This window comes from Klebsiella sp. Sb-30 (assembly GCF_057652795.1).
In genome coordinates, this window is the sequence record NZ_CM172749.1 from 1,999,139 (window position 1) to 2,018,987 (window position 19,849).

Genomic DNA, 19,849 nt, shown 5'->3' on the forward strand with positions numbered 1-19,849 from the left:
TCTCCGGGCCACTAAGTCGACCAACCCGATAGCGCAAGGCTGTCGGGTTTATTTGGCTCAGGACTTCGACTCTTCCGTTTCTGGCAAAGTCACGTTCAACTCCAGAATCGAAATATCGCCATCCCGTTGTTCCAGCTGAACGCTGACCATTTCCGGGTCGATCTGTACATACTTACAAATCACTTCCAGAATATCTTTGCGTAACTGCGGCAGATAATGCGGTTCAGCGTCGCCGCGACGACGCTCCGCGACGATGATTTGCAGGCGCTCTTTCGCAATGTTGGCCGTGTTCTTTTTCCGCGAGAGAAAAAAGTCGAGTAATGCCATAATTTATCCTCCGAACAGGCGTTTGAGGAAACCTTTCTTCTCTTCTTCAATGAAGCGGAAAGGACGTTCTTCTCCGAGCAGACGTTCAACCGTATCGGCATAGGCCTTGCCTGCGTCTGACGCGTCATCCAGGATAACCGGCTCACCCTGGTTTGATGCCCGCAGCACGGACTGATCTTCCGGGATTACGCCTACCAGATTGATACGCAGGATTTCCAGAACATCTTCCATGCTCAGCATGTCGCCTTTGTTGACACGACCTGGGTTGTAGCGGGTCAGCAGCAGGTGTTCTTTGATCGGCTCATCGCCATTTTCCGCGCGGCGGGATTTGGAGGCGAGGATACCGAGGATACGGTCGGAGTCACGAACGGAGGAGACTTCCGGGTTGGTGGTGATGATGGCTTCATCGGCAAAATAGAGCGCCATCAGCGCACCGGTTTCGATGCCTGCAGGGGAGTCGCAGACCACAAAATCGAAATTCATCTTTTTCAGTTCTTCGAGAACTTTATCTACACCTTCGCGGGTCAGCGCATCTTTATCACGCGTCTGGGAGGCGGGGAGGATATAGAGATTGTCGGTGCGTTTATCTTTGATTAACGCCTGATTCAGCGTGGCATCGCCCTGAATCACGTTGACGAAGTCATAAACGACCCGACGCTCGCAGCCCATAATCAGGTCGAGGTTACGCAGACCGATATCAAAGTCGATAACGACAGTTTTCTTTCCCTTCTGGGCCAAACCGGTAGCGATGGCCGCGCTGGAGGTGGTCTTGCCAACGCCCCCTTTACCCGAAGTCACAACAATAATGCGTGCCATAGAAATTCCTTGTTAAAAAGGGACTAACTCAACGGTTGAATAGTCAAAGCGGTATCACCCAGACGCAGGCGGGCCGCTTTGCCATAAAATTCGGCCGGGATATTATCACTCAGCCAGTATTCCCCTGCGATGGAAACCAGTTCCGCCGTGAGGTGTGAACAAAATATTTGTGCTTCTCTGTCGCCGCCTGCGCCCGCGAGTGCGCGTCCCCGCATCATGCCATAAACATGGATGTTACCATCGGCAATAAGTTCCGCACCGGCACTCACATGATTTGTAACAATCAGATCACAGTTTGGTGCATAAATGCGCTGACCGGAACGTACCGGCAGATCAATTAAACGCGTTTTTGTGATCGGATTAACAACTGGCGGCGGCACGACCGGCTCTGGCGTCGCCTGGCGGGGGATTTTCTCTTTCCCTTCCGTCAGTAAAGGAATCCCGGTGCGGTCGATTTCCGTTTTCAGCCGCGGGATTTTGCAACCACTCACGCCCATAATCCGTAAACCGGTGCTCGCAATGGCTTCATGCATAGGGCGCCAGTCAACGTCGTTTTCGACATTGCTGATATTCACAACGACCGGAGCGTGACGTAAAAAAGCGGGAGCCTGGGCGATCTTGTCTTCTAACGCCTGACGAATAACCTCGGGATTTGCGTCGTGCAAATGAACGACAGATAAGGTGAAGCTACTGCCCTTAAGTTCGATTGGCGTATTTGACATCCTGGCCTTACTCAATTTGCTGTTTATCACCCGCCGAAGTGCGGTGATATTCCGAAGACTAAAAGGCATGTTATAGTCACTCATATATTGAGGCAAGTGACCACGGGTCTAATTCCGAGTAAAACTATGTTTTGTGTGATCTATCGAAGTACTAAACGTGAGCAAACCTATTTATATGTCGAAAAAAGGGACGATTTCTCACGCGTTCCTGTCGAACTGATGGCAAGCTTCGGCACGCCGCAGATGACCATGCTTTTACCGCTCGACGGACGGAAAAAGCTTGCCGGTGCCGATCTGGAAAAAGTCAAACAGTCGCTGATTGATCAGGGCTATTATCTCCAACTTCCTCCTCCGACTGAGAATCTACTTAAGAAACACCTGGCGGAACAGGGGAATAAATCTGATTAACCCACCGAGGGGAAATAATGTACCAACATCATAACTGGCAGGGAGCATTACTGGATTATCCGGTAAGTAAAGTCGTTTGCGTGGGCAGCAATTATGCAAACCACATTAAGGAAATGGGCAGTGCAATGCCGGAAGAACCGGTGCTGTTTATTAAACCTGAGACGGCGCTATGCGATATCCGCCAGCCGTTGGTGCTCCCCGAAGGATTGGGTTCGGTGCATCACGAAGTTGAACTGGCGGTGCTGATTGGCAGCACGCTGCGTCAGGCGACGGAAGAGCACGTGCTAAAAGCGATTGCGGGCTACGGCGTGGCGCTGGATCTTACCCTGCGCGATCTGCAGGGTAAGATGAAAAAAGCCGGCCAGCCGTGGGAAAAAGCCAAGGGCTTTGATAATTCTTGCCCGGTTTCCGGTTTTATTCCGGCGGCAGAATTTCATAGCGACCCGCAAAATACGCCGCTGAGCCTGAAAGTGAACGGCGATGTTCGCCAGCAGGGAACGACGGCCGATATGATCCATAAAATCGTTCCGCTGATTGCCTATATGTCGCGTTTCTTTACGCTCAAAGCCGGCGATATCATCCTGACCGGCACGCCAGAAGGCGTCGGGCCGCTGAGTAGCGGCGATGAGCTGGAAGTCGGCTTTAATGGTCTGACGCTCTCCACCCGCGTACTGTAACGTCCTTTTGCCGCCTTTGCGGGCGGCAAAACTTGCATCAGCGTGCCAGACTGGTTATAAGGTGCACCCTGAATGGCAATGACGGACATCCCCTATGAGCGAACAACTTTTCTGGCAGCAAAAAACACTTGATGAAATGACCGACGCGGAGTGGGAATCACTGTGCGACGGCTGCGGACAGTGCTGCCTGCATAAGCTGATGGATGAGGATACGGATGAGATCTATTTCACCAACGTCGCCTGTCGTCAGTTAAATATTAAAACCTGCCAGTGCCGGAACTATGAGCGACGTTTCGAGTATGAGCCGGACTGCATCAAGCTGACCCGCGATAATCTGCCAACGTTCGAATGGCTGCCGCCGACCTGCGCCTATCGCCTGCTGGCGGAAGGGAAGCCTCTGCCGCACTGGCACCCGCTGCTCAGCGGCTCGAAAGCGGCGATGCATGGCGAACGCATCTCCGTACGCCATATTGCGGTTAAAGAAGAGACGGTGCGCGACTGGCAGGATCATATCCTCAATAAGCCCGACTGGGCGCAGTAAAGCGTTACCGCTTGCTAACGTTTGCTAAAACCCGCCGCGAGGCGGGTTTTGTGTTTCAGGCTCTCTGAGCGGCGGGGTCAGGCTTTCTTAGCATGAAACAGGCCGTTTTCGCCATGGCTCTCTTCTTCAACCCAGAAGTTGATATTGAACTGGGCATCATCGCTCATCTCGATGCGGTGCCAGTACTGCGGCGGGCTGGTGGCAAACTGGCCGGCGTTAATCACCACTTTGACTTCCGGTTCGCTTGCCTGTTCGTCAGCAAAGCCATAATAGGTGACGGTTCCTTCCATCACGCACAGCTGGCCGAAAACGCCGGCGGCGGTATTGTGGTGGCTGAGCAGGGCGGCGGGGACGTTCTGTTTGGTGAAAAATGGCGTGGAGCGTTTAACTTTCCAGTGAGCAGGAATACGCAGGTGTGACATCGTCGGCTCCTTAGTGGATACTTAAAAGATGTATTTAATATGCATCTTTTAAGGTGGCGTCGTCAATCGACAGGCAAAAAAAAACGCCCCTGAAGGAGCGTTTTTACTACCACGAACTTAGCGGCCGAAGAGATCGCGTTTTTTCGGTTTGAAAGGCTGGGCAATCAGCACCAGCAGCGCCACGATCAGATAGGCGGCGAAGATCCCCACCAGCCACTGCGGCATCTCCAGCGTCAGAAACTCCCACTGACGAACGGAGCAGTCGCCGCTGGCGACGAACATCTGCGGGATCCATTTATCCAGCGGGAGCCACGTCGGAAAACGGGCGGCGAAATCGCAGGTCTGGAACGGGGAAGGGTGCAGCTGAATCATGGTGTGTTCCCACGCCAGCTGCAGACCGCGCAGCGCGCTGTACAGCCAGATGACCAGCGCCACATAGCGTAACGGCGTTTTTGGCGCGATGGCTCCGACAATACCGGCGCCCATGATGCCTAATAATGCACAACGTTCATAAATACACATCACACAGGGTTGCAGCAACATCACGTGCTGGAACCACAGTGCGACTAATTCAAGGATAAAAGCGGTTAACGCCATCAGGAGCCAGGCTCCGCGTCCCCTCGAGCACTGGTTTAAATATCGCAACATAGTCATTTCCCTGGAACATGCTAAATCATGGCAGTGTAAACGAAAACCGAACCGACGCCAGCAGCAAGCCCGAAAATATTACGTAAAAGAATTTTGACCTTCCGCCGATCGGCGGCGGAAGGTCGCTTTCGTATTCAGGGGAGCAGCGGCGTTACGATCCACTGATGATCGAGCATCCACTGGGTAACAGGCATCAATGTGAATTCAACGCACAGCAGCCCCACCAGGGTCATGACGATGGTGTAGGGCAGCGCCATCCACACCATGCGGCCATAGGAAAGGCGAATCAGCGGCGCCAGCGCGGAGGTCAGCAGGAAAAGAAACGCTGCCTGGCCGTTAGGCGTGGCGACGGAAGGCAGGTTGGTGCCGGTATTGATCGCCACCGCCAGCAGTTCAAACTGCGGCAGGCTGATAACGCCGTTGTGCAGCGCCGTGCGGGCTTCGTTGATATACACCGTGCCGACGAAGACGTTGTCGGAAATCGACGACAGCAACCCGTTAAACAGATAGAACAACGACAGCTGGGCGTGCGGTGAGGCCTGGAGGACAAACTGAATCACCGGCGTAAACAGGTGCTGGTCGATGATCACCGCAACCACGGCGAAAAATACGGTCAGCAGGGCCGTGAACGGCAGCGCTTCGGTAAAGGCTTTACCAATGGCGTGTTCATCGGTGACGCCGGAAAAGGTGGTGGCCAGAATAATCACCGACAGGCCAATCAGCCCGACTTCAGCGAGGTGCATCGCCAGCGCGGTCACCAGCCAGATGCCGATAATCCCCTGAGCAATCAGCCGCAGGCGATCCTGACGGCTGCGCTGCTGGCGGCTGCGATCGTCGAACTCTTGTAACACTTTACGTACGGCTGGCGGCAACGGCTCGCCGTAGCCGAACCGTTTGGTTTTCTCCAGCAGCAGGCAGGTCAGCAGGCCGCAGATCATGACCGGTAGCGTCACCGGCGCCATCCGCAAAAAGAACTCGCCGAAGTGCCAGCCCGCCGCCTTGGCAATAATCAGGTTTTGCGGCTCGCCCACCATGGTCATCACGCCGCCCAGCGCCGTCCCGACGCCCGCATGCATCATCAGGCTGCGCAGAAAGCCGCGGAACTGTTCCAGCACTTCACGATAATGCTGGTCGATGTGGCTATCGTCGAGGATATCGTTATCATCCGGGCGCGTGGAGGCGACGCGGTGATAAATGCCGTAGAAGCCAACGGCGACGCTGATCACGACCGCCACAACGGTCAGCGCATCGAGGAAGGCGGAGAGGAAGGCCGCGGCGAGACAAAAAGAGAGCGACAGCAGCATCTTACTGCGAATCCCCAGCAGCAGGCGGGTAAAGATAAACAGCAGCAGCTGCTTCATAAAATAGATCCCCGCCACCATGAACATCAGCAGCAGGAGCACTTCCAGATTGCTGGCAATCTCTTCACGGACATGTTCCGGGCTGGTCATGCCGATCATCACCGCCTCAATCGCCAGCAGGCCTCCCGGCAGGAGCGGATAACACTTGAGTGCCATGGCGAGGGTAAAGATAAATTCCACCACCAGCATCCAGCCGGCAATAAACGGATTGAGGTGAAAAACCAGAGGGTTAACGATTAAAACAATGATGAGAGTGAGTTTATACCAGTCAGGGGACTGGCCAAGAAAATTGCGCCACAGAGCGCGGCCATAAGACATTTCCACGACAGACTTCCTTCCCGTCAAATTAATGACATAATTTTACGTGTAACTATTCACAAGATTACCAGTTGAGCAAAACGGGAAGCAACTTACTTCGCCCCGCGTTCGCGCAATGACGGAGAGAACGAAAAGTTGAAAATGAAACGCCGATCCCCTTTTAATTACTTCCTGACGCTATCTGCTCTATAGCGGCTCTGGTATGATGAGTGGAATATGCAACGCTGTGTAATGGAAATCTAATTATGGTCATTAAGGCGCAAAGCCCTGCGGGTTTCGCGGAAGAGTACATCATCGAGAGTATCTGGAATAATCGTTTTCCCCCAGGCACCATCCTCCCCGCCGAACGTGAACTTTCTGAACTCATTGGTGTAACCCGCACCACCTTACGCGAAGTGTTGCAACGTCTGGCCCGCGATGGTTGGTTGACGATTCAGCACGGCAAGCCGACGAAGGTGAATAATTTCTGGGAAACCTCCGGGCTGAATATTCTCGAAACTCTGGCGCGTCTTGATCATGACAGCGTTCCGCAGCTGATCGATAACCTGCTGTCGGTACGTACCAATATCTCGACCATCTTCATCCGCACCGCGTTCCGCCAGCATCCCGACAATGCGCTGGAAGTACTTGCCAGCGCGCGGGAAGTCGAAGATCACGCCGACGCGTTTGCCGAGCTGGATTACAACATTTTCCGCGGCCTGGCGTTCGCCTCCGGGAACCCGATTTACGGCCTGATCCTCAACGGAATGAAAGGGCTGTACACCCGCATCGGTCGTCACTATTTCGCCAACCCGGAAGCGCGCAGCCTGGCGCTGGGCTTCTATCATCAGCTGGCGAAAGTGTGTGAAGAGGGGCTGCACGAGAAGGTTTACGAGATTGTCCGTCGCTACGGCCACGACAGCGGCGAGATCTGGCACCGGATGCAGAAAACCATGTCGGGTGATTTAGTCATCGGCATGCGTTAAGGTATGTTGAGGTTATAAAAAATGCCCGGCAAGTGGACTGTCGGGCATTTTTTTATCGTTTTACAGCGCGTTCTGGCGCGGCGGGCTGCGCTCCAGCAGCTCGATACTGCCATCGGCATTTTGTTGTTCCAGCAGGATATCAAACCCCCACAGACGATGGACGTGCTTGAGCACTTCGCGACGCCCTTTATCCAGCGGGACGCGGTTGTGCGGCACATAGCGCAGCGTCAACGAGCGGTCACCGCGTAGATCGACGCTCCACACCTGAATATTCGGCTCAAGGTTGCTGAGGTTGTATTGGGCGGACAGCTTCGAGCGGATCTCCCGATACCCCTCCTCGTTATGGATAGCGGAAATCTCCAGGTAGTTGTTATGATCGTCATCCAGCACCGTAAAGAAGCGGAAATCGCGCATGACCTTCGGTGACAGGAACTGACTGATAAAACTCTCGTCTTTGAAATCACGCATCGCGAAATGCAGCGTTTCCAGCCAGTCAGAGCCGGCGATATCCGGGAACCAGTAGCGGTCTTCTTCGGTCGGCGACTGGCAAATACGCTTAATGTCCTGGAACATGGCGAAGCCCAGGGCGTACGGGTTAATTCCGTTATACCACTGGCTGTTATAGGGCGGCTGGAATACCACGTTGGTGTGGCTGTGCAGAAACTCCAGCATAAAGCGCTCCGTCACTTTCCCTTCGTCATAAAGGTGATTGAGGATCGTGTAATGCCAGAAGGTGGCCCACCCTTCGTTCATCACCTGGGTCTGCTTCTGCGGATAAAAATACTGGCTGACCTTGCGCACGATCCGCAGGATTTCGCGCTGCCACGGTTCCAGCAGCGGCGCGTTCTTCTCCATAAAGTACAGCAGGTTCTCCTGCGGCTCTGAAGGGTAGCGGCGGGCCGACTCAATGGTCTTCTCTTCTTCCCGCTTCGGCAGGGTGCGCCATAGCATATTCACCTGGCTTTGCAGATACTCTTCCCGGCTTTTCTGCCGCGCTTTCTCCTCCTGCAACGAGATTTTTTGCGGGCGTTTGTAGCGATCGACGCCGTAGTTCATCAGGGCATGACAGGAATCGAGGAGCTTCTCAACCTCATCAACGCCGTAGCGCTCTTCGCAGTCGGTAATGTATTTCCGGGCGAAAATCAGATAATCAATGATCGAGCTGGCGTCGGTCCAGCTGCGGAACAGATAGTTGTTTTTGAAAAAAGAGTTGTGACCGTAGCAGGCATGCGCCATGACCAGCGCCTGCATGGTGATCGTGTTCTCCTCCATCAGGTAGGCGATGCAGGGATTGGAGTTAATCACAATCTCATAGGCCAGCCCCTGCTGACCGTGCTTATACGCCTGCTCGGTTTCGATAAACTTTTTACCGAACGACCAGTGCGGGTAGTTGATGGGCATGCCGACGCTGGAGTAGGCATCCATCATCTGCTCGGAAGTAATGACTTCGATCTGGTGTGGATAGGTGTCGAGACGGTACAGCTTCGCTACCCGGTCAACCTCGGCAAGGTAGGTTTCCAGCAGTTCAAAAGTCCAGTCGGGTCCATCGCTTAAACGAGTGGTGTCCCTGTTCATGGAATCAATCGTAGCCATTAGCGCGCCCTCGTTGTAGGTGGCTCTCTCTGTACGGAAAGCCTCTCATCAAGCATAGAACAGGGGATGACAAACTGCGCCTCCCGACAATTTCTTTTCTTCGCGATTTCGCAATCTTAAAGGCCTTATTTGCCCAATTATGCAGAATATTATTCTGAGTAAAAATGAAGCGCAGCAGGAGATAGTAAATCTATAGGGTCAGTGCTGGTGCGGTTTGCTGTGAGTTAAGTCACCATAAATAAAGCGTATGTTGAATAATATTTTCAGCTGAGTTATCAATTTGTAATCAGATGATTGTTCTTTAACTATTACGGAGTCGCTATGCGAGTCGTCATACTGGGAAGTGGGGTAGTTGGGGTTGCGAGTGCATGGTATTTAAGCCAGGCGGGTCACGAAGTGACGGTTATCGACCGTCAACCCGGGGCGGCGGAAGAGACCAGTGCCGCTAACGCCGGGCAGATTTCCCCGGGCTATGCTGCGCCGTGGGCGGCGCCAGGCGTGCCGCTGAAGGCCATCAAATGGATGTTCCAGCGCCACGCGCCGCTGGCTATCGGTCTTGACGGGACTCAGTTCCAGTTGAAGTGGATGTGGCAAATGCTGCGCAACTGCGATACCCGCCATTATATGGAGAACAAAGGGCGGATGGTGCGTCTGGCGGAATACAGCCGCGACTGCCTGAAAGCGCTGCGTGAAAGCACCGGAATCCAGTATGAGGGCCGTCAGGGCGGCACATTGCAGCTGTTCCGTACTGAAAAACAGTATGAAAACGCCACCCGCGACATCGCCGTGCTGGAAGATGCCGGCGTTCCGTACCAGCTTCTGGAAGCGAAGCGTCTGCTGGAAGTGGAGCCCGCGCTGGCCGAGGTCAGCCATAAGCTGACCGGCGGTCTGCGTCTGCCCAACGATGAAACCGGCGATTGCCAGCTGTTTACCACGCGCCTGGCGGTGATGGCGGCGCAGGCGGGCGTCACCTTCCGCTTTAATACGTCGGTGGACGCGCTGCTGTATGAAGGCGAACAGATTGCCGGCGTGAAATGCGGCGCGGAAATCATCAAAGGCGATGCCTATGTGATGGCCTTTGGTTCTTACTCGACCGCGATGCTGAAAGGGCTGGTGGACATTCCGGTCTATCCGCTGAAGGGCTATTCGCTGACCATTCCGATTGCCGAAGAGGACGGCGCGCCGGTTTCGACTATTCTTGATGAAACCTACAAAATCGCCATTACCCGCTTTGACCAGCGCATCCGCGTGGGGGGGATGGCGGAAATCGTCGGCTTTAATAAAGATCTGCTGAAGCCACGCCGGGAAACCCTGGAGATGGTGGTCCGCGATCTGTTCCCGCGCGGCGGCCACGTCGAGCAGGCCACCTTCTGGACCGGGCTGCGCCCGATGACCCCGGACGGTACGCCGGTGGTGGGCCGTACAGCGTATAAGAATTTGTGGCTGAACACCGGGCACGGCACGCTGGGCTGGACCATGGCCTGCGGTTCCGGGCAGTTGCTCAGTGATTTGATCTCAGGCCGTACACCGGCCATTCCGTATGATGATCTGGCCGTCACGCGCTATAGCCCCGGCTTTACTCCGGCACGCGCTCAGCATCTGCACGGCGTTCATAACTAAGGAGTCTTCATGTCCCGTCCTGTATTGGCCAGCATTGATTTGCCGGCCTTGCGGCAGAATTTGCAGATTGTCCGGCGTGCGGCCCCCGCCTCGCGCCTGTGGGCGGTGGTGAAAGCCAACGCCTATGGTCATGGCCTGTCGCGCGTCTGGAGCGCGCTGAGCGGCGCTGATGGCTTCGCGATGCTCAACCTTGAAGAGGCGATCCTGCTGCGTGAGCACGGCTGGAAAGGGCCAATTTTGATGCTGGAGGGTTTCTTCCACGCCGATGAGCTGGCGTTGTTCGATAAGTATCGCCTGACCACCAGCGTGCACAGTAACTGGCAGATTAAGGCGCTTCAGCAGGCAAAACTCCACGCGCCGCTGGATATCTACGTCAAGGTCAACAGCGGGATGAATCGCCTCGGCTTTATGCCGGATCGCATTCATACCGTCTGGCAGCAGCTGCGGGCGCTGAACAACGTCAGCGAAATGACGCTGATGTCGCATTTTGCCGATGCGGAAAATCCGCAGGGCATCATTGAGCCGATGCGCCGTATCGAGCAGGCGGCGGAAGGACTGGACTGCCGGCGCTCGCTCGCTAACTCGGCGGCGACGCTGTGGCATCCTGAAGCCCATTTTGACTGGGTGAGGCCGGGTATTGTGCTGTATGGCGCATCGCCTTCCGGCCAATGGCAGGATATCGCCAATAGCGGCCTCAAGCCGGTAATGACGCTCAGCAGCGAAATCATCGCCGTGCAGAACCTGAAGGCGGGAGAGGCGGTGGGTTACGGCGGCCTGTATCGGGCATCCGGCGAGCAGCGGATTGGGATTGTGGCCTGCGGTTACGCCGACGGCTATCCGCGCGTGGCGCCGGACGGTACGCCGGTGCTGGTTGACGGTGTTCGGACCCGCACGGTGGGCCGGGTTTCGATGGATATGCTGGCGGTCGATTTAACGCCTTGCCCGCAGGCCGGGATCGGTGCGCCGGTGGAGCTGTGGGGCAAAGAGATCAAAATTGACGATGTCGCCAGCGTCTGCGGCACCGTCGGCTATGAGCTGATGTGCGCGCTGGCGCCCCGCGTTCCGGTGGTGACCGGGTAACGTGCCTGAACGGCGCCATTCGCCGCTCTTATGAGCCAGAATTTCAGTAAGTTACTGGGATTCTGGTTTTCCGCTTACGCTCGTCAGGAAAACCGACGCCGTTGTAAGCCGGGGAAATACCCGCGTCAGCCGTGCGTTGGCGGCGCGGGCCCGCTGCTCATCCTCGTCCTGCTCGCCCCGGCCCGACCGCTGCAGGCCTGCCCGCAATACAACGTGCCGCTTGATAGCCACCTGGCGCCTTGATTCGATGTTGTTGCCTGCTACGATCTGCTTAGCGCAGGCTGGCATCGCCATAAGCACGGATGGTCCGAACATGACGCACTGCAAACCCGGAGATACGGTGTTCGACGGGACGGGGCCCTCCAGCGTGCCCGACAGATTTGGCAATATCAATACCGCCCCTCCCGATGGTGGCGCGGTCATCGACGGTCGTCATAAGCGCAGACAATAAAAATCAGCAACCGACTACTTCTGGAAACAACGTCCATCACATGACTACAATGCCCCGGCGAGCCAACGGTCGTTATGTACAGAACACAACACGGACAGCGATATGCCAATGATGAGATTTACCCGCCCCCTGATTAACGCTGGTTTAAAAATGGCCTCGCTGGGGAAAAAAATAGCGATTGGCCTGCTTATCGTTATTACCGTTTTTATTGCCGGGCGTATTTACGAAACGCAGCGAGGGCCTGCACTGCATCCGTGGCATACCTGGTCTGCCGATGAAATGTCGGCAGCAGAGATAGACCGCACAACCTTCGCTGGCTATCTGGGGCGAGAAGAGGCGATTTTTCGCGAGATGAAACTTGAGCTGATCGATACGCTTCCTGACGATCAAAAAACGCCGCTTAATCGTTTTTATGCCCAAAGTCAGGTCTACCCGCAACAGTTTCAGCCTGACTGGAATCGCTCCTTTGTGCTACTGCCGGAGGGAACGCCGCGCGGCGCCGCGGTGTTGCTTCATGGCTTGACGGACTCGCCGTACAGCGTGCGCTATCTGGCAAAAGCCTACCAGCAGCAGGGGTTCGTTGCCGTGGTACCGAGGCTGCCGGGGCACGGTACAGCGCCGGGTTTGCTGACCGCCGTTGACTGGCAGCAGTGGATGGCGACCACGCGACTGGCGGTACGCGAAGCGACCCGACTGGCCGGGGCGAACGTCCCGCTGCATGTTATCGGCTATTCCAACGGCGGCGCGCTGGCGCTGAAATATGCGCTCGACGCGCTGGATGATAAGGCCTTGCCTCCGCCGCAGCAGATAGTCCTGCTGTCGCCGATGATTGGGGTGACCGCGTTTGCCCGCTTTGCCGGACTGACGGGATTACCGGCGGTGTTTCCTGCTTTTGCCCGGGCGGCATGGCTGAACGTGGTGCCCGAGTTTAATCCTTATAAATACAACTCATTTCCGGTGAAGGCGGCCCGACAGTCGTGGTTGTTAACCCAGGCGCTGCAGGAGAAAATTGTCCAGGATTCCCGCAGCCAGCGGCTTGCTGCGCTTGCTCCGGTGCTGACTTTTCAGTCGGTGATGGACTCCACGGTCAGCACCCGGGCCGTGGTGGATTCGCTGTATCGCTATTTGCCGGACAACGGCAGTGAGCTGGTGATTTTTGATATCAACCAGGCGGCGAATTTACGCGCGCTGTTTCGGCCTGCGGTCTACTCTGCGCTCAGCACGCTATTGCCGCCAGCGCCGCGCCGCTATCGCACAACGGTGATTACTAATGCTTCGCCTACCACCTACGAGACCGTCGCACGTACCACGCCAGCAGGCGCGCAAGAGGAGCAGGTGACGCGGCTGAACATTGCATGGCCGCAGGATATGTATTCGCTCTCGCACGTCGCGGTGCCATTCCCGATGAACGACTCCCTGTACGGTCGCGAGCCGACGGAGAAGAACCGTTACGGTATTAGTATCGGCACCATTTCGCTACGCGGAGAGACTTCAACCCTCAGCGTAGGGCTGGATACGCTGATGCGCGTCACCTCCAACCCGTTCTTCCCGTTTATGATGGACCGTATTCAGCAACATATTCGCGGCGCTTTCCCGCCTTCCCCCGAATCGGGATTATAATGCAGAGGACATTCTGTTATTTCCCGGCCGGCAACGATATACCTGTCATAAGGGACGCCTGTTAGCCGCAAAAATGGCGGCGGTGATATTTGCAAAGGGTGTTTATTCTTCCCGGACGAAATCGTTACCGGTGATTTTTTAAGGAAAAATCTATGCAACATTGTCGGCTGATAGTGTGGGCAACCCTGGTGATTTTCGCCACTGCGGTACAGGCTGAAGACCATGTTTACGGCGAACAGCGCATCAGCGGCTGGTGGAACTGGCTCAAAAACGATGTTTCGCAAACCTGGAATCAGCCGCAAAATTATGACCTGTATCTGCCGTTTCTTAGCTGGCACAACCGTTTAACCTACGATAAAGAGAAAACGGATAACTACAACGAGATGCCCTGGGGCGGCGGCTTCGGTCTCTCTCGCTATCACGATGACGGCGACTGGAGCTCGCTGTACGCCATGATGTTTAAGGATTCGCATAACAAGTGGCAGCCGATCGTTGGCTACGGCTGGGAGAAGGGCTGGTATCTGGATAGCCGCCAGGATTTCCGCCTTGGCCTTGGCGTGACCGCCGGGATCACCGCCCGCGATGATTTCGCCAATTACGTGCCCTTACCGATTATTCTTCCCTTGTTTTCCGCGAGCTATCGGCGACTTAGCGTACAGTTCACCTATATTCCTGGCACCTACAATAACGGTAACGTCCTGTTTGCCTGGCTGCGCTATGGTTTTTAAACCCGGCGTCAGGCCGGGCGCCGGTGATTTAAAGGGTGATCACTTTTTTAGCGACGGAGTTGGATAACGCCAGCATTGAAATCAATACCGAGACGATAAACGTCAGGGCAATCAGCATTAATTTTGTGCTCAGCGAACCGATTGGGATAAGGGTGCTCAGGAGATGAAAAATGGAGTAATGGAGGATATAAACCCCGGTCATCGTTTTGCTGATTGCCGCCAGAATACTCTCTTTAAACTCGCTGTTTTTTCGGAAACGGACGCCGTTGGCCGCAATAACCAGCGCGACCACCAGAATATAAATTTGCGAACCGGTGAGAATGAATGCATTTCTGTCGGCCTTGAACAGAGCGAAAAAGAAATGGCGCTCGTAAAACCAGGTGAAAAGATAAATAAAGGGTATCGCAAACATCGCGGCTTTGACCACCTTATCGCGATTAAGCCAGCGCACCACCAGCGGGTCGCTAAACAGCTGACCGGTTAGATAGAACAACAGCCAGGTCCACAGGCGATACTGCGGCGCCAGCGTCAGCGCATGCACGTTGGGATAGAGGGCTGCCAGCAGGTCGTAACCATAGGAGAAAAGCAGCAATACAAACACCACGCCAAAGAAGATCCTTCTGCGCTGGCTTAGCCACTCGATCAGCGGGTGGAAGGTATAAATCACAATAAAGGCGAAGACAAACCACGGCTGGATAAGATAGCCGCGCTGGTAAGGTTCCCAGAGATAGTAAATCGTCATCCAGAAAAGAAAGACGATCACCACGCTTTTAATTTTCCCCATCTGCCAGCTCGTACTATGCCGGGACTGGGCATCGAGATAGCCGGCCACCACAAAAAACAGCGGCGTGGCGATGGTCGAGATAAACGTCAGAAAGCCGAGGATCCAGTGGTAATCGTAATCATACCGATCCCAGGTGTTATAGATGGTAAAGAACGTTACCGCCGTCATGCATCCCAGCGTTTTAATAATATTTAACCCGGTGGTGTTCATTGTGGTTGCTGCATATCCTTAGGGTGGAAACAGGCGTAAATAACCGGAAGAACCAGTAGCGTCAGAATGGTCGCAAAACCCAGCCCGAACATGATAACCACCGCCATACTCTGGAAGAAGACGTCCAGCAACAGCGGCGCCAGCCCGAGCACGGTGGTGAAGGCCGTGAGCAGTATAGGGCGTAAGCGCGAGGTTGCCGCATAGATAATCGCCTCGTGCTGCGGTTTTTCCTGTTTTTGTTGTTCAATCTCTTCGACCAGCACGATGCCGTTACGGATAAGCATGCCGCTCAGGCTGAGTAAACCGATAAGCGCCATAAAGCCGAAGGGGATGCCGGTAATTAAAAATCCCGGGGTCACGCCAATCAGCGCCAGCGGCACGGTCAGCCAGATGGCGACCGCATTTTTCAGCGAGCTGAACATCAGGACGGTGATGACGAACATCACCAGATAGCCCAATGGCAGGGTGGTGAACAGCCCCTGCTGCGCTTCGCTGGAGTTCTCCGCGTCGCCTCCCCACTCAATGCTGTAGCCGTGCGGCAGGCTGAGCGCGTTAATCTGCGGCTGGACCCGCGCCAGAATATCGCCCGGGGTTTGATTGCTCAGCGGGTCGGGGTCGGTCATCACCGTGAGCACGCGACTGCGGTCGCGGCGCAGAATTAACGGGTCTTCCCATTCGAGGTTAAAGCCGCTGACCACGTTGCTCAGCGGAATGTACTGCTGACGGCTTTGGCTCCACACCAGCACGTTTTTCAGATGGTTGGCATCCTGACGTTCGGCGGCCGGCGGGCGCACCACCACCGGCAGCAGATCGGCGCCTTCGCGGTACAACCCGGCGCGGCTACCGTTGAAATTCATCTGCAGCGCACTGTCGATATCTTGCTTATCCACCCCCAGCTCGCGCCCCAGGGTCGGGGAATACTGCGGGCGGATCGTTTTACTACGGTTTTGCCAGTCGTTGCGCACGCTACCGACGGCCGGATCCGCCGTGAGGATAGTGCTTACCTGGCTGGCTATCAGCCGTAATCTGTCGGGATCGGGGCCTTTAATTCGCACCTCGATGGCGCTGTCGCCGGATGGACCAAACATCACCCGCTTGCTGCTGGCATTCACCTGCGGATAGTGGCGCGCAATATAGGCATCCACGTGGCGAGTGAGGGCGTCAATACTACGCTGGTCGTCCATGCGCACCATGATCTGCGCATAGTTGCTGTACTGGCGCTGGCCGCTATAGGTGAGGATAAAGCGCATGCTGCCCTGACCGACGGTCGCCACGGTGGTGACGACGCCGGGCTGGCCGTTAATCGCGGTTTCGATATCGCTGGCCATTTTTTCCGTGGAGGCAATGTCGGTGCCGTAGGGCAGCCACAGATCAACAAAGAAGATCGGCGTATTGGATGACGGGAAAAAGTTCTGCCGCACCGAGCCAAATCCCCAGACTGCACCGGCCAGTAGCGCGGCCATCACCACGAGGGTGACGGTTTTTTGCCGCAACAGAGCGTTGAGGATCCGCTGATAGCTGCGGTAAAAGCGTCCGCGGTAAGGATCGGCCTCAGCGGCCGGCGGCGGGGAGGCGGCGCCTTTAAACAGCCACCATTTGATCAGCACCGGGGTAATGGTGAGCGCCGAGAACCAGCTGAGCATCAGGGAGATTAACAGCACCTGGAACAGCGATTTACAATACTCCCCCGTCGAGTCCTGCGACAGGCCGATGGGCGCGAAGGCGAGGATCGCAATCACCGTTGCCCCCAGCAGGGGCAGGGCGGAACGGCGGATAACGTAGTTGATGGCGGTCAGCAGCGTTGACCCCTGCTGACGGGCAATCAGCACCCCTTCGACAATCACGATGGCATTATCGACCAGCATGCTAAGGGCGATAATGAGCGCCCCCAGCGAGATCCGCTGTAGCTCAATACCCCACAGATACATAATCAGCAGCGTGCCCAGCACGTTGAGGGCCAGCGAGAACGCGATAATAATGCCGCTGCGCACGCCCATAAAGATCAGCAGCACGCCGACAACAATGGCCAGCGCCATTAAAAAATTAGTGATAAAGCCGTTAACCGAGTGGCCAACTTCAGCCGCCTGATCGTAGAACAGATCGAGGTGAATCCCGGCGGGTTTTTCCGCCGACATTTGTTCCAGCTTTGCCTCCAGCGCATGGCCAACATCGATGACGTTGACGCCGGGAATGAACGAGACGCCCATCGTCACCGCCTGGCGGCCGTTGGCGTGGTAGATGCTGGACGGGGATTCGCTCAGCCCGCGCGAGATCGTCGCAATATCCCGCAGCCGGGTCGCCGCTCCCGTGCCGTGCGGGTTGATCGGCAGGTCGCCCAGTTCGTCGATATTCTCAAACTCCCCGGTCGGATGCAGGCGAATGGACTCGCTGCCGGATGTTATCTCTCCGGCGCTGGAAACGACGTTCAGGCGGCTGAGAAGAGCGGAAAGCTGGTTAAGCGTGATGCCGCGGGCCGCCATTTTAGGCAGCGAGATATCAATGTTAATTTGCTGCGGGATCGCTCCGCCGATGGCTACCTTGCCGACGCCGGGCACCAGCACCAGCTCCCGGCGCAGCTGCTCGGCATAGCGGACCAGCTCAGGATTGGTAAAACTGTCGCCGGAAATGGCAAAGAAGAAGCCAAACACGTCGCCGAAATCATCGTTCACGAAGGGGGAAACCACGCCCGGCGGAAAGAGGCGGGCCGCATCACCCACCCGGCGCCGCAGCTCGTCCCAGATTTGCGGCAGCTCGTTGGAGTGGTAATTCGAGGCGATATTCACCGTAATCTGCGACAGCCCGTTGGACGAAATAGAGCTGACGTTATCCAGGTAGGGCAGCTGTTGCAGGGCGTTTTCCAGCGGCAGGGTGACCTCTTCCTCGACCTGTTGCGCCGATGCGCCAGGGTAGTGGGTAATGACCACCGCCGTTTTAATGGTAAAGGCCGGATCTTCCAGACGGCCGATATTGAGCAGGGCGAAAATACCGCCAATGCCCAGCAGCAGAATAGTGAGCCAGACGCGCACGGGATTATTAATAAACTGGCGAGAGATATCCATTACAGGCCTCGTTCACGCGTCCAGATTCGAACCGGCTGTTGGGCATGCAGTTCGCTGACGCCAGCCGCCACAACGCGCTCGCCGGCGCTGAGACCGTCGGTAATAACCACCCCCTGGGTTGTCACCTGCCCGACGCTCACTTTGCGATCCTCAAGATGCAGCTGCTCGCCATCGCCTTTAATCACCCACACGTGCGGCTCGTTGCGCGGATGATTATCGGGATTGAACACCGCCTCAACCGGCACCACCAGCGCTTCACGACCGGCGTTAGCGGGCAGATTTGCCAGATTCACCGTCACGGTGCCGCTGACGCCGCCCACCGCAGGGAAATCAGCCGGGCGCGGCATGGTCAAAATCACCTGCCAGGTGAGCGTGCTATTGTCGCTGCTGCCGGAATGCTCTTTGTACTGGGCGGTGAACTGGCGGTCTGGCAGGGCGTTGATTTTCACTATCGGGCGGTACTGCGCGTTGCGAATATCAAAGGCGCTAAACAGGTTTTCCGGAATACTGAAGACCACATCGAGGAGATCGGTACGCGTCAGGGTCACAATGGTCTGGCCGGCGGCGACCACCTGGTGATTGCGAACCGGCACGCTGGCCGCTACCCCGCTGAACGGCGCGTTGAGCGTCATCTGGTCGAGTTCTTCGCGGGCAATTTTCAGCGCCGCATTTGCCGAGTCGCGGCTGGCGCGCTGGATGTCCATTTCGGCTTTCGAAATAGCCTGGCGGCCGGCCAGGGTCTGGAAGCGATCGAACTGCCGCTGCGCGAGCGTGGCGGCAGTTTGTCGTTCATTGACGCGCTGTTGGGCTTCACGGGCGTTAAGGCGGGCGAGGACCTGTCCTTGCGTAATGTTCGCACCCTGACGAACGTCGAGCGATTCAACCTGGCCACCGCGTTTAAAAGACAGATCCGTCGAATCCCCGGATTCGATGCGTGCAGGAAAAATACGTTGCTGTGAATCACCGACGGCGGTCACCTCCACCGCTTTAACCATCCGCGGCAGCGGCGTGACCTGAGGTGCTTTCTGATCGCAAGCTGTTGTTATTAAAATAACAACAGGAATGAGAGAAAAATAACGCTTCACTGTATTCCCCTCAGAGTGAATAGATTTATTTTACATGTTTGTTACAAGCGCCATGATTATTCAGCCAACGCGGAGACAACGACATAAGTGAATAAACCTGTCGCCGTACAGGCAATGATTGCCAGGGCGATAAACAGGCTCAGACGAACCAGACTATAGCCAAACATCGCTCCTCCTTTAGTACTGGATATATAGTAAGTAAATTCTCATATGCCTAATTATGGAGTGGTTTTTGGAAGTGCTATAGCTCCTGATTATGAGCATAGTCGTAGAAAGGCGGAAATGTTAAAAAGAGTAAAAATTTTCCTTATGTCGACGTTTTAGCGTGGTTTCCAGCCGTTTTGTCTGAGGGGGGCGGGCTCTGTGATATTTTTCAATATAATAATTGGTGGTTGAATAATGTTAACCGTCCTG

The 19,849-nt window shown here is 55.6% G+C and carries 19 protein-coding genes; 9 read left to right on the forward strand and 10 right to left on the reverse strand.

Translation table 11 applies throughout. The features are described 5' to 3' along the window. Nucleotides 1–57: 57 nt before the first annotated feature. The 3 genes from minE to minC are packed head-to-tail and all read right to left on the reverse strand — an operon-like array spanning nucleotide 58 to nucleotide 1,865. Entirely contained in the window at nucleotides 58–327 is a 270-nt protein-coding gene (gene minE / locus AC236I_RS09350) for a cell division topological specificity factor MinE (RefSeq protein WP_002910902.1), read from the reverse strand. Nucleotides 328–330: 3 nt separating this feature from the next. Further along, on the reverse strand, nucleotides 331–1,143 hold the full coding sequence (minD, locus tag AC236I_RS09355; protein WP_004863866.1) for a septum site-determining protein MinD: 813 nt from the start codon (nucleotides 1,141–1,143) through the stop codon (nucleotides 331–333). Nucleotides 1,144–1,166: 23 nt separating this feature from the next. Then, complete coding sequence (gene minC / locus AC236I_RS09360; protein WP_032717110.1) at nucleotides 1,167–1,865, reverse strand: septum site-determining protein MinC; 699 nt, start codon at nucleotides 1,863–1,865, stop codon at nucleotides 1,167–1,169. A 126-nt stretch (nucleotides 1,866–1,991) separates the two neighbouring features. On the opposite strand from minC, the gene AC236I_RS09365 reads away from it, so the two are divergent. From AC236I_RS09365 to ycgN, 3 genes are all read left to right on the forward strand, one after another. Then, nucleotides 1,992–2,273: a YcgL domain-containing protein gene (locus AC236I_RS09365; RefSeq protein ID WP_004863862.1), complete on the forward strand. Its 282-nt coding sequence runs from the start codon at nucleotides 1,992–1,994 to the stop codon at nucleotides 2,271–2,273. 17 nt (nucleotides 2,274–2,290) lie between these two features. Next, on the forward strand, nucleotides 2,291–2,950 hold the full coding sequence (locus AC236I_RS09370) for a fumarylacetoacetate hydrolase family protein (protein ID WP_004863860.1): 660 nt from the start codon (nucleotides 2,291–2,293) through the stop codon (nucleotides 2,948–2,950). A 94-nt stretch (nucleotides 2,951–3,044) separates the two neighbouring features. Further along, complete coding sequence (gene ycgN / locus AC236I_RS09375; RefSeq protein WP_004863857.1) at nucleotides 3,045–3,491, forward strand: cysteine cluster protein YcgN; 447 nt, start codon at nucleotides 3,045–3,047, stop codon at nucleotides 3,489–3,491. Between the two features lie 77 nt (nucleotides 3,492–3,568). Here ycgN and AC236I_RS09380 read toward each other — a convergent pair whose 3' ends face one another. The 3 genes from AC236I_RS09380 to nhaB all read right to left on the reverse strand — a co-directional run bounded on the left by AC236I_RS09380 (nucleotide 3,569) and on the right by nhaB (nucleotide 6,246). Next, nucleotides 3,569–3,913 (reverse strand): TehB family protein, encoded by a 345-nt coding sequence (locus tag AC236I_RS09380; protein WP_004863851.1) that lies wholly within the window; start codon nucleotides 3,911–3,913, stop codon nucleotides 3,569–3,571. A gap of 117 nt (nucleotides 3,914–4,030) precedes the next feature. After that, nucleotides 4,031–4,561 (reverse strand): disulfide bond formation protein DsbB, encoded by a 531-nt coding sequence (gene dsbB / locus AC236I_RS09385; protein WP_004863849.1) that lies wholly within the window; start codon nucleotides 4,559–4,561, stop codon nucleotides 4,031–4,033. A gap of 134 nt (nucleotides 4,562–4,695) precedes the next feature. Next, a complete protein-coding gene (gene nhaB / locus AC236I_RS09390; RefSeq protein WP_088883853.1) occupies nucleotides 4,696–6,246 on the reverse strand; it encodes a sodium/proton antiporter NhaB in 1,551 nt (516 codons plus the stop codon). A gap of 239 nt (nucleotides 6,247–6,485) precedes the next feature. On the opposite strand from nhaB, the gene fadR reads away from it, so the two are divergent. Next, the gene (fadR, locus tag AC236I_RS09395) at nucleotides 6,486–7,205 is read left to right on the forward strand and encodes a fatty acid metabolism transcriptional regulator FadR (RefSeq protein ID WP_004863845.1); all 720 of its coding nucleotides are present in this window, start codon (nucleotides 6,486–6,488) and stop codon (nucleotides 7,203–7,205) included. A 60-nt stretch (nucleotides 7,206–7,265) separates the two neighbouring features. On the opposite strand, the gene AC236I_RS09400 is transcribed toward fadR, so the two are convergent. Then, nucleotides 7,266–8,798, reverse strand: a complete 1,533-nt coding sequence (locus tag AC236I_RS09400) for a SpoVR family protein (protein ID WP_004863842.1) — start codon at nucleotides 8,796–8,798, stop codon at nucleotides 7,266–7,268. A gap of 321 nt (nucleotides 8,799–9,119) precedes the next feature. Between AC236I_RS09400 and AC236I_RS09405 the strand changes: the two genes are divergently transcribed. The 5 genes from AC236I_RS09405 to pagP all read left to right on the forward strand — a co-directional run bounded on the left by AC236I_RS09405 (nucleotide 9,120) and on the right by pagP (nucleotide 14,297). Further along, nucleotides 9,120–10,418 carry a D-amino acid dehydrogenase gene (locus tag AC236I_RS09405; RefSeq protein WP_487608774.1) on the forward strand — a complete coding sequence of 433 codons (1,299 nt, stop codon included), beginning with the start codon at nucleotides 9,120–9,122 and terminating at the stop codon, nucleotides 10,416–10,418. A 9-nt stretch (nucleotides 10,419–10,427) separates the two neighbouring features. Beyond that, nucleotides 10,428–11,498 (forward strand): catabolic alanine racemase DadX, encoded by a 1,071-nt coding sequence (dadX, locus tag AC236I_RS09410; protein WP_015584028.1) that lies wholly within the window; start codon nucleotides 10,428–10,430, stop codon nucleotides 11,496–11,498. 30 nt (nucleotides 11,499–11,528) lie between these two features. After that, nucleotides 11,529–11,741 carry a hypothetical protein gene (locus AC236I_RS09415; RefSeq protein ID WP_404655305.1) on the forward strand — a complete coding sequence of 71 codons (213 nt, stop codon included), beginning with the start codon at nucleotides 11,529–11,531 and terminating at the stop codon, nucleotides 11,739–11,741. A gap of 310 nt (nucleotides 11,742–12,051) precedes the next feature. Next, nucleotides 12,052–13,569, forward strand: coding sequence for an alpha/beta hydrolase (locus tag AC236I_RS09420; protein WP_487608775.1), 1,518 nt, complete (start codon nucleotides 12,052–12,054; stop codon nucleotides 13,567–13,569). A gap of 152 nt (nucleotides 13,570–13,721) precedes the next feature. After that, on the forward strand, nucleotides 13,722–14,297 hold the full coding sequence (gene pagP, locus AC236I_RS09425) for a lipid IV(A) palmitoyltransferase PagP (RefSeq protein WP_004863830.1): 576 nt from the start codon (nucleotides 13,722–13,724) through the stop codon (nucleotides 14,295–14,297). A gap of 28 nt (nucleotides 14,298–14,325) precedes the next feature. Here the strand turns inward: pagP and AC236I_RS09430 are convergent, their stop codons facing one another. Genes AC236I_RS09430 through AC236I_RS09440 form a run of 3 tightly spaced genes read right to left on the reverse strand, consistent with a single transcriptional unit; the run spans nucleotide 14,326 to nucleotide 19,435 of the window. Further along, nucleotides 14,326–15,249, reverse strand: a complete 924-nt coding sequence (locus AC236I_RS09430) for an acyltransferase (protein ID WP_162098183.1) — start codon at nucleotides 15,247–15,249, stop codon at nucleotides 14,326–14,328. Nucleotides 15,250–15,287: 38 nt separating this feature from the next. Next, nucleotides 15,288–18,350, reverse strand: a complete 3,063-nt coding sequence (locus AC236I_RS09435) for an efflux RND transporter permease subunit (protein WP_088883855.1) — start codon at nucleotides 18,348–18,350, stop codon at nucleotides 15,288–15,290. Beyond that, on the reverse strand, nucleotides 18,350–19,435 hold the full coding sequence (locus AC236I_RS09440; RefSeq protein WP_015584034.1) for an efflux RND transporter periplasmic adaptor subunit: 1,086 nt from the start codon (nucleotides 19,433–19,435) through the stop codon (nucleotides 18,350–18,352). Before AC236I_RS09440 ends, AC236I_RS09435 begins: the two co-directional genes overlap by 1 nt. Between the last annotated feature and the right edge of the window lie 414 nt (nucleotides 19,436–19,849).

Coding starts and splice junctions, on each gene's coding strand:
- minE (WP_002910902.1), bottom strand. CDS start 327: ATGGCATTACTCGACTTTTTTCTCTCGCGGAAAAAGAACACGGCCAAC.
- minD (WP_004863866.1), bottom strand. CDS start 1,143: ATGGCACGCATTATTGTTGTGACTTCGGGTAAAGGGGGCGTTGGCAAG.
- minC (WP_032717110.1), bottom strand. CDS start 1,865: ATGTCAAATACGCCAATCGAACTTAAGGGCAGTAGCTTCACCTTATCT.
- AC236I_RS09365 (WP_004863862.1), top strand. CDS start 1,992: ATGTTTTGTGTGATCTATCGAAGTACTAAACGTGAGCAAACCTATTTA.
- AC236I_RS09370 (WP_004863860.1), top strand. CDS start 2,291: ATGTACCAACATCATAACTGGCAGGGAGCATTACTGGATTATCCGGTA.
- ycgN (WP_004863857.1), top strand. CDS start 3,045: ATGAGCGAACAACTTTTCTGGCAGCAAAAAACACTTGATGAAATGACC.
- AC236I_RS09380 (WP_004863851.1), bottom strand. CDS start 3,913: ATGTCACACCTGCGTATTCCTGCTCACTGGAAAGTTAAACGCTCCACG.
- dsbB (WP_004863849.1), bottom strand. CDS start 4,561: ATGTTGCGATATTTAAACCAGTGCTCGAGGGGACGCGGAGCCTGGCTC.
- fadR (WP_004863845.1), top strand. CDS start 6,486: ATGGTCATTAAGGCGCAAAGCCCTGCGGGTTTCGCGGAAGAGTACATC.
- AC236I_RS09400 (WP_004863842.1), bottom strand. CDS start 8,798: ATGGCTACGATTGATTCCATGAACAGGGACACCACTCGTTTAAGCGAT.
- AC236I_RS09405 (WP_487608774.1), top strand. CDS start 9,120: ATGCGAGTCGTCATACTGGGAAGTGGGGTAGTTGGGGTTGCGAGTGCA.
- dadX (WP_015584028.1), top strand. CDS start 10,428: ATGTCCCGTCCTGTATTGGCCAGCATTGATTTGCCGGCCTTGCGGCAG.
- AC236I_RS09415 (WP_404655305.1), top strand. CDS start 11,529: ATGAGCCAGAATTTCAGTAAGTTACTGGGATTCTGGTTTTCCGCTTAC.
- AC236I_RS09420 (WP_487608775.1), top strand. CDS start 12,052: ATGCCAATGATGAGATTTACCCGCCCCCTGATTAACGCTGGTTTAAAA.
- pagP (WP_004863830.1), top strand. CDS start 13,722: ATGCAACATTGTCGGCTGATAGTGTGGGCAACCCTGGTGATTTTCGCC.
- AC236I_RS09430 (WP_162098183.1), bottom strand. CDS start 15,249: ATGACGGCGGTAACGTTCTTTACCATCTATAACACCTGGGATCGGTAT.
- AC236I_RS09435 (WP_088883855.1), bottom strand. CDS start 18,350: ATGGATATCTCTCGCCAGTTTATTAATAATCCCGTGCGCGTCTGGCTC.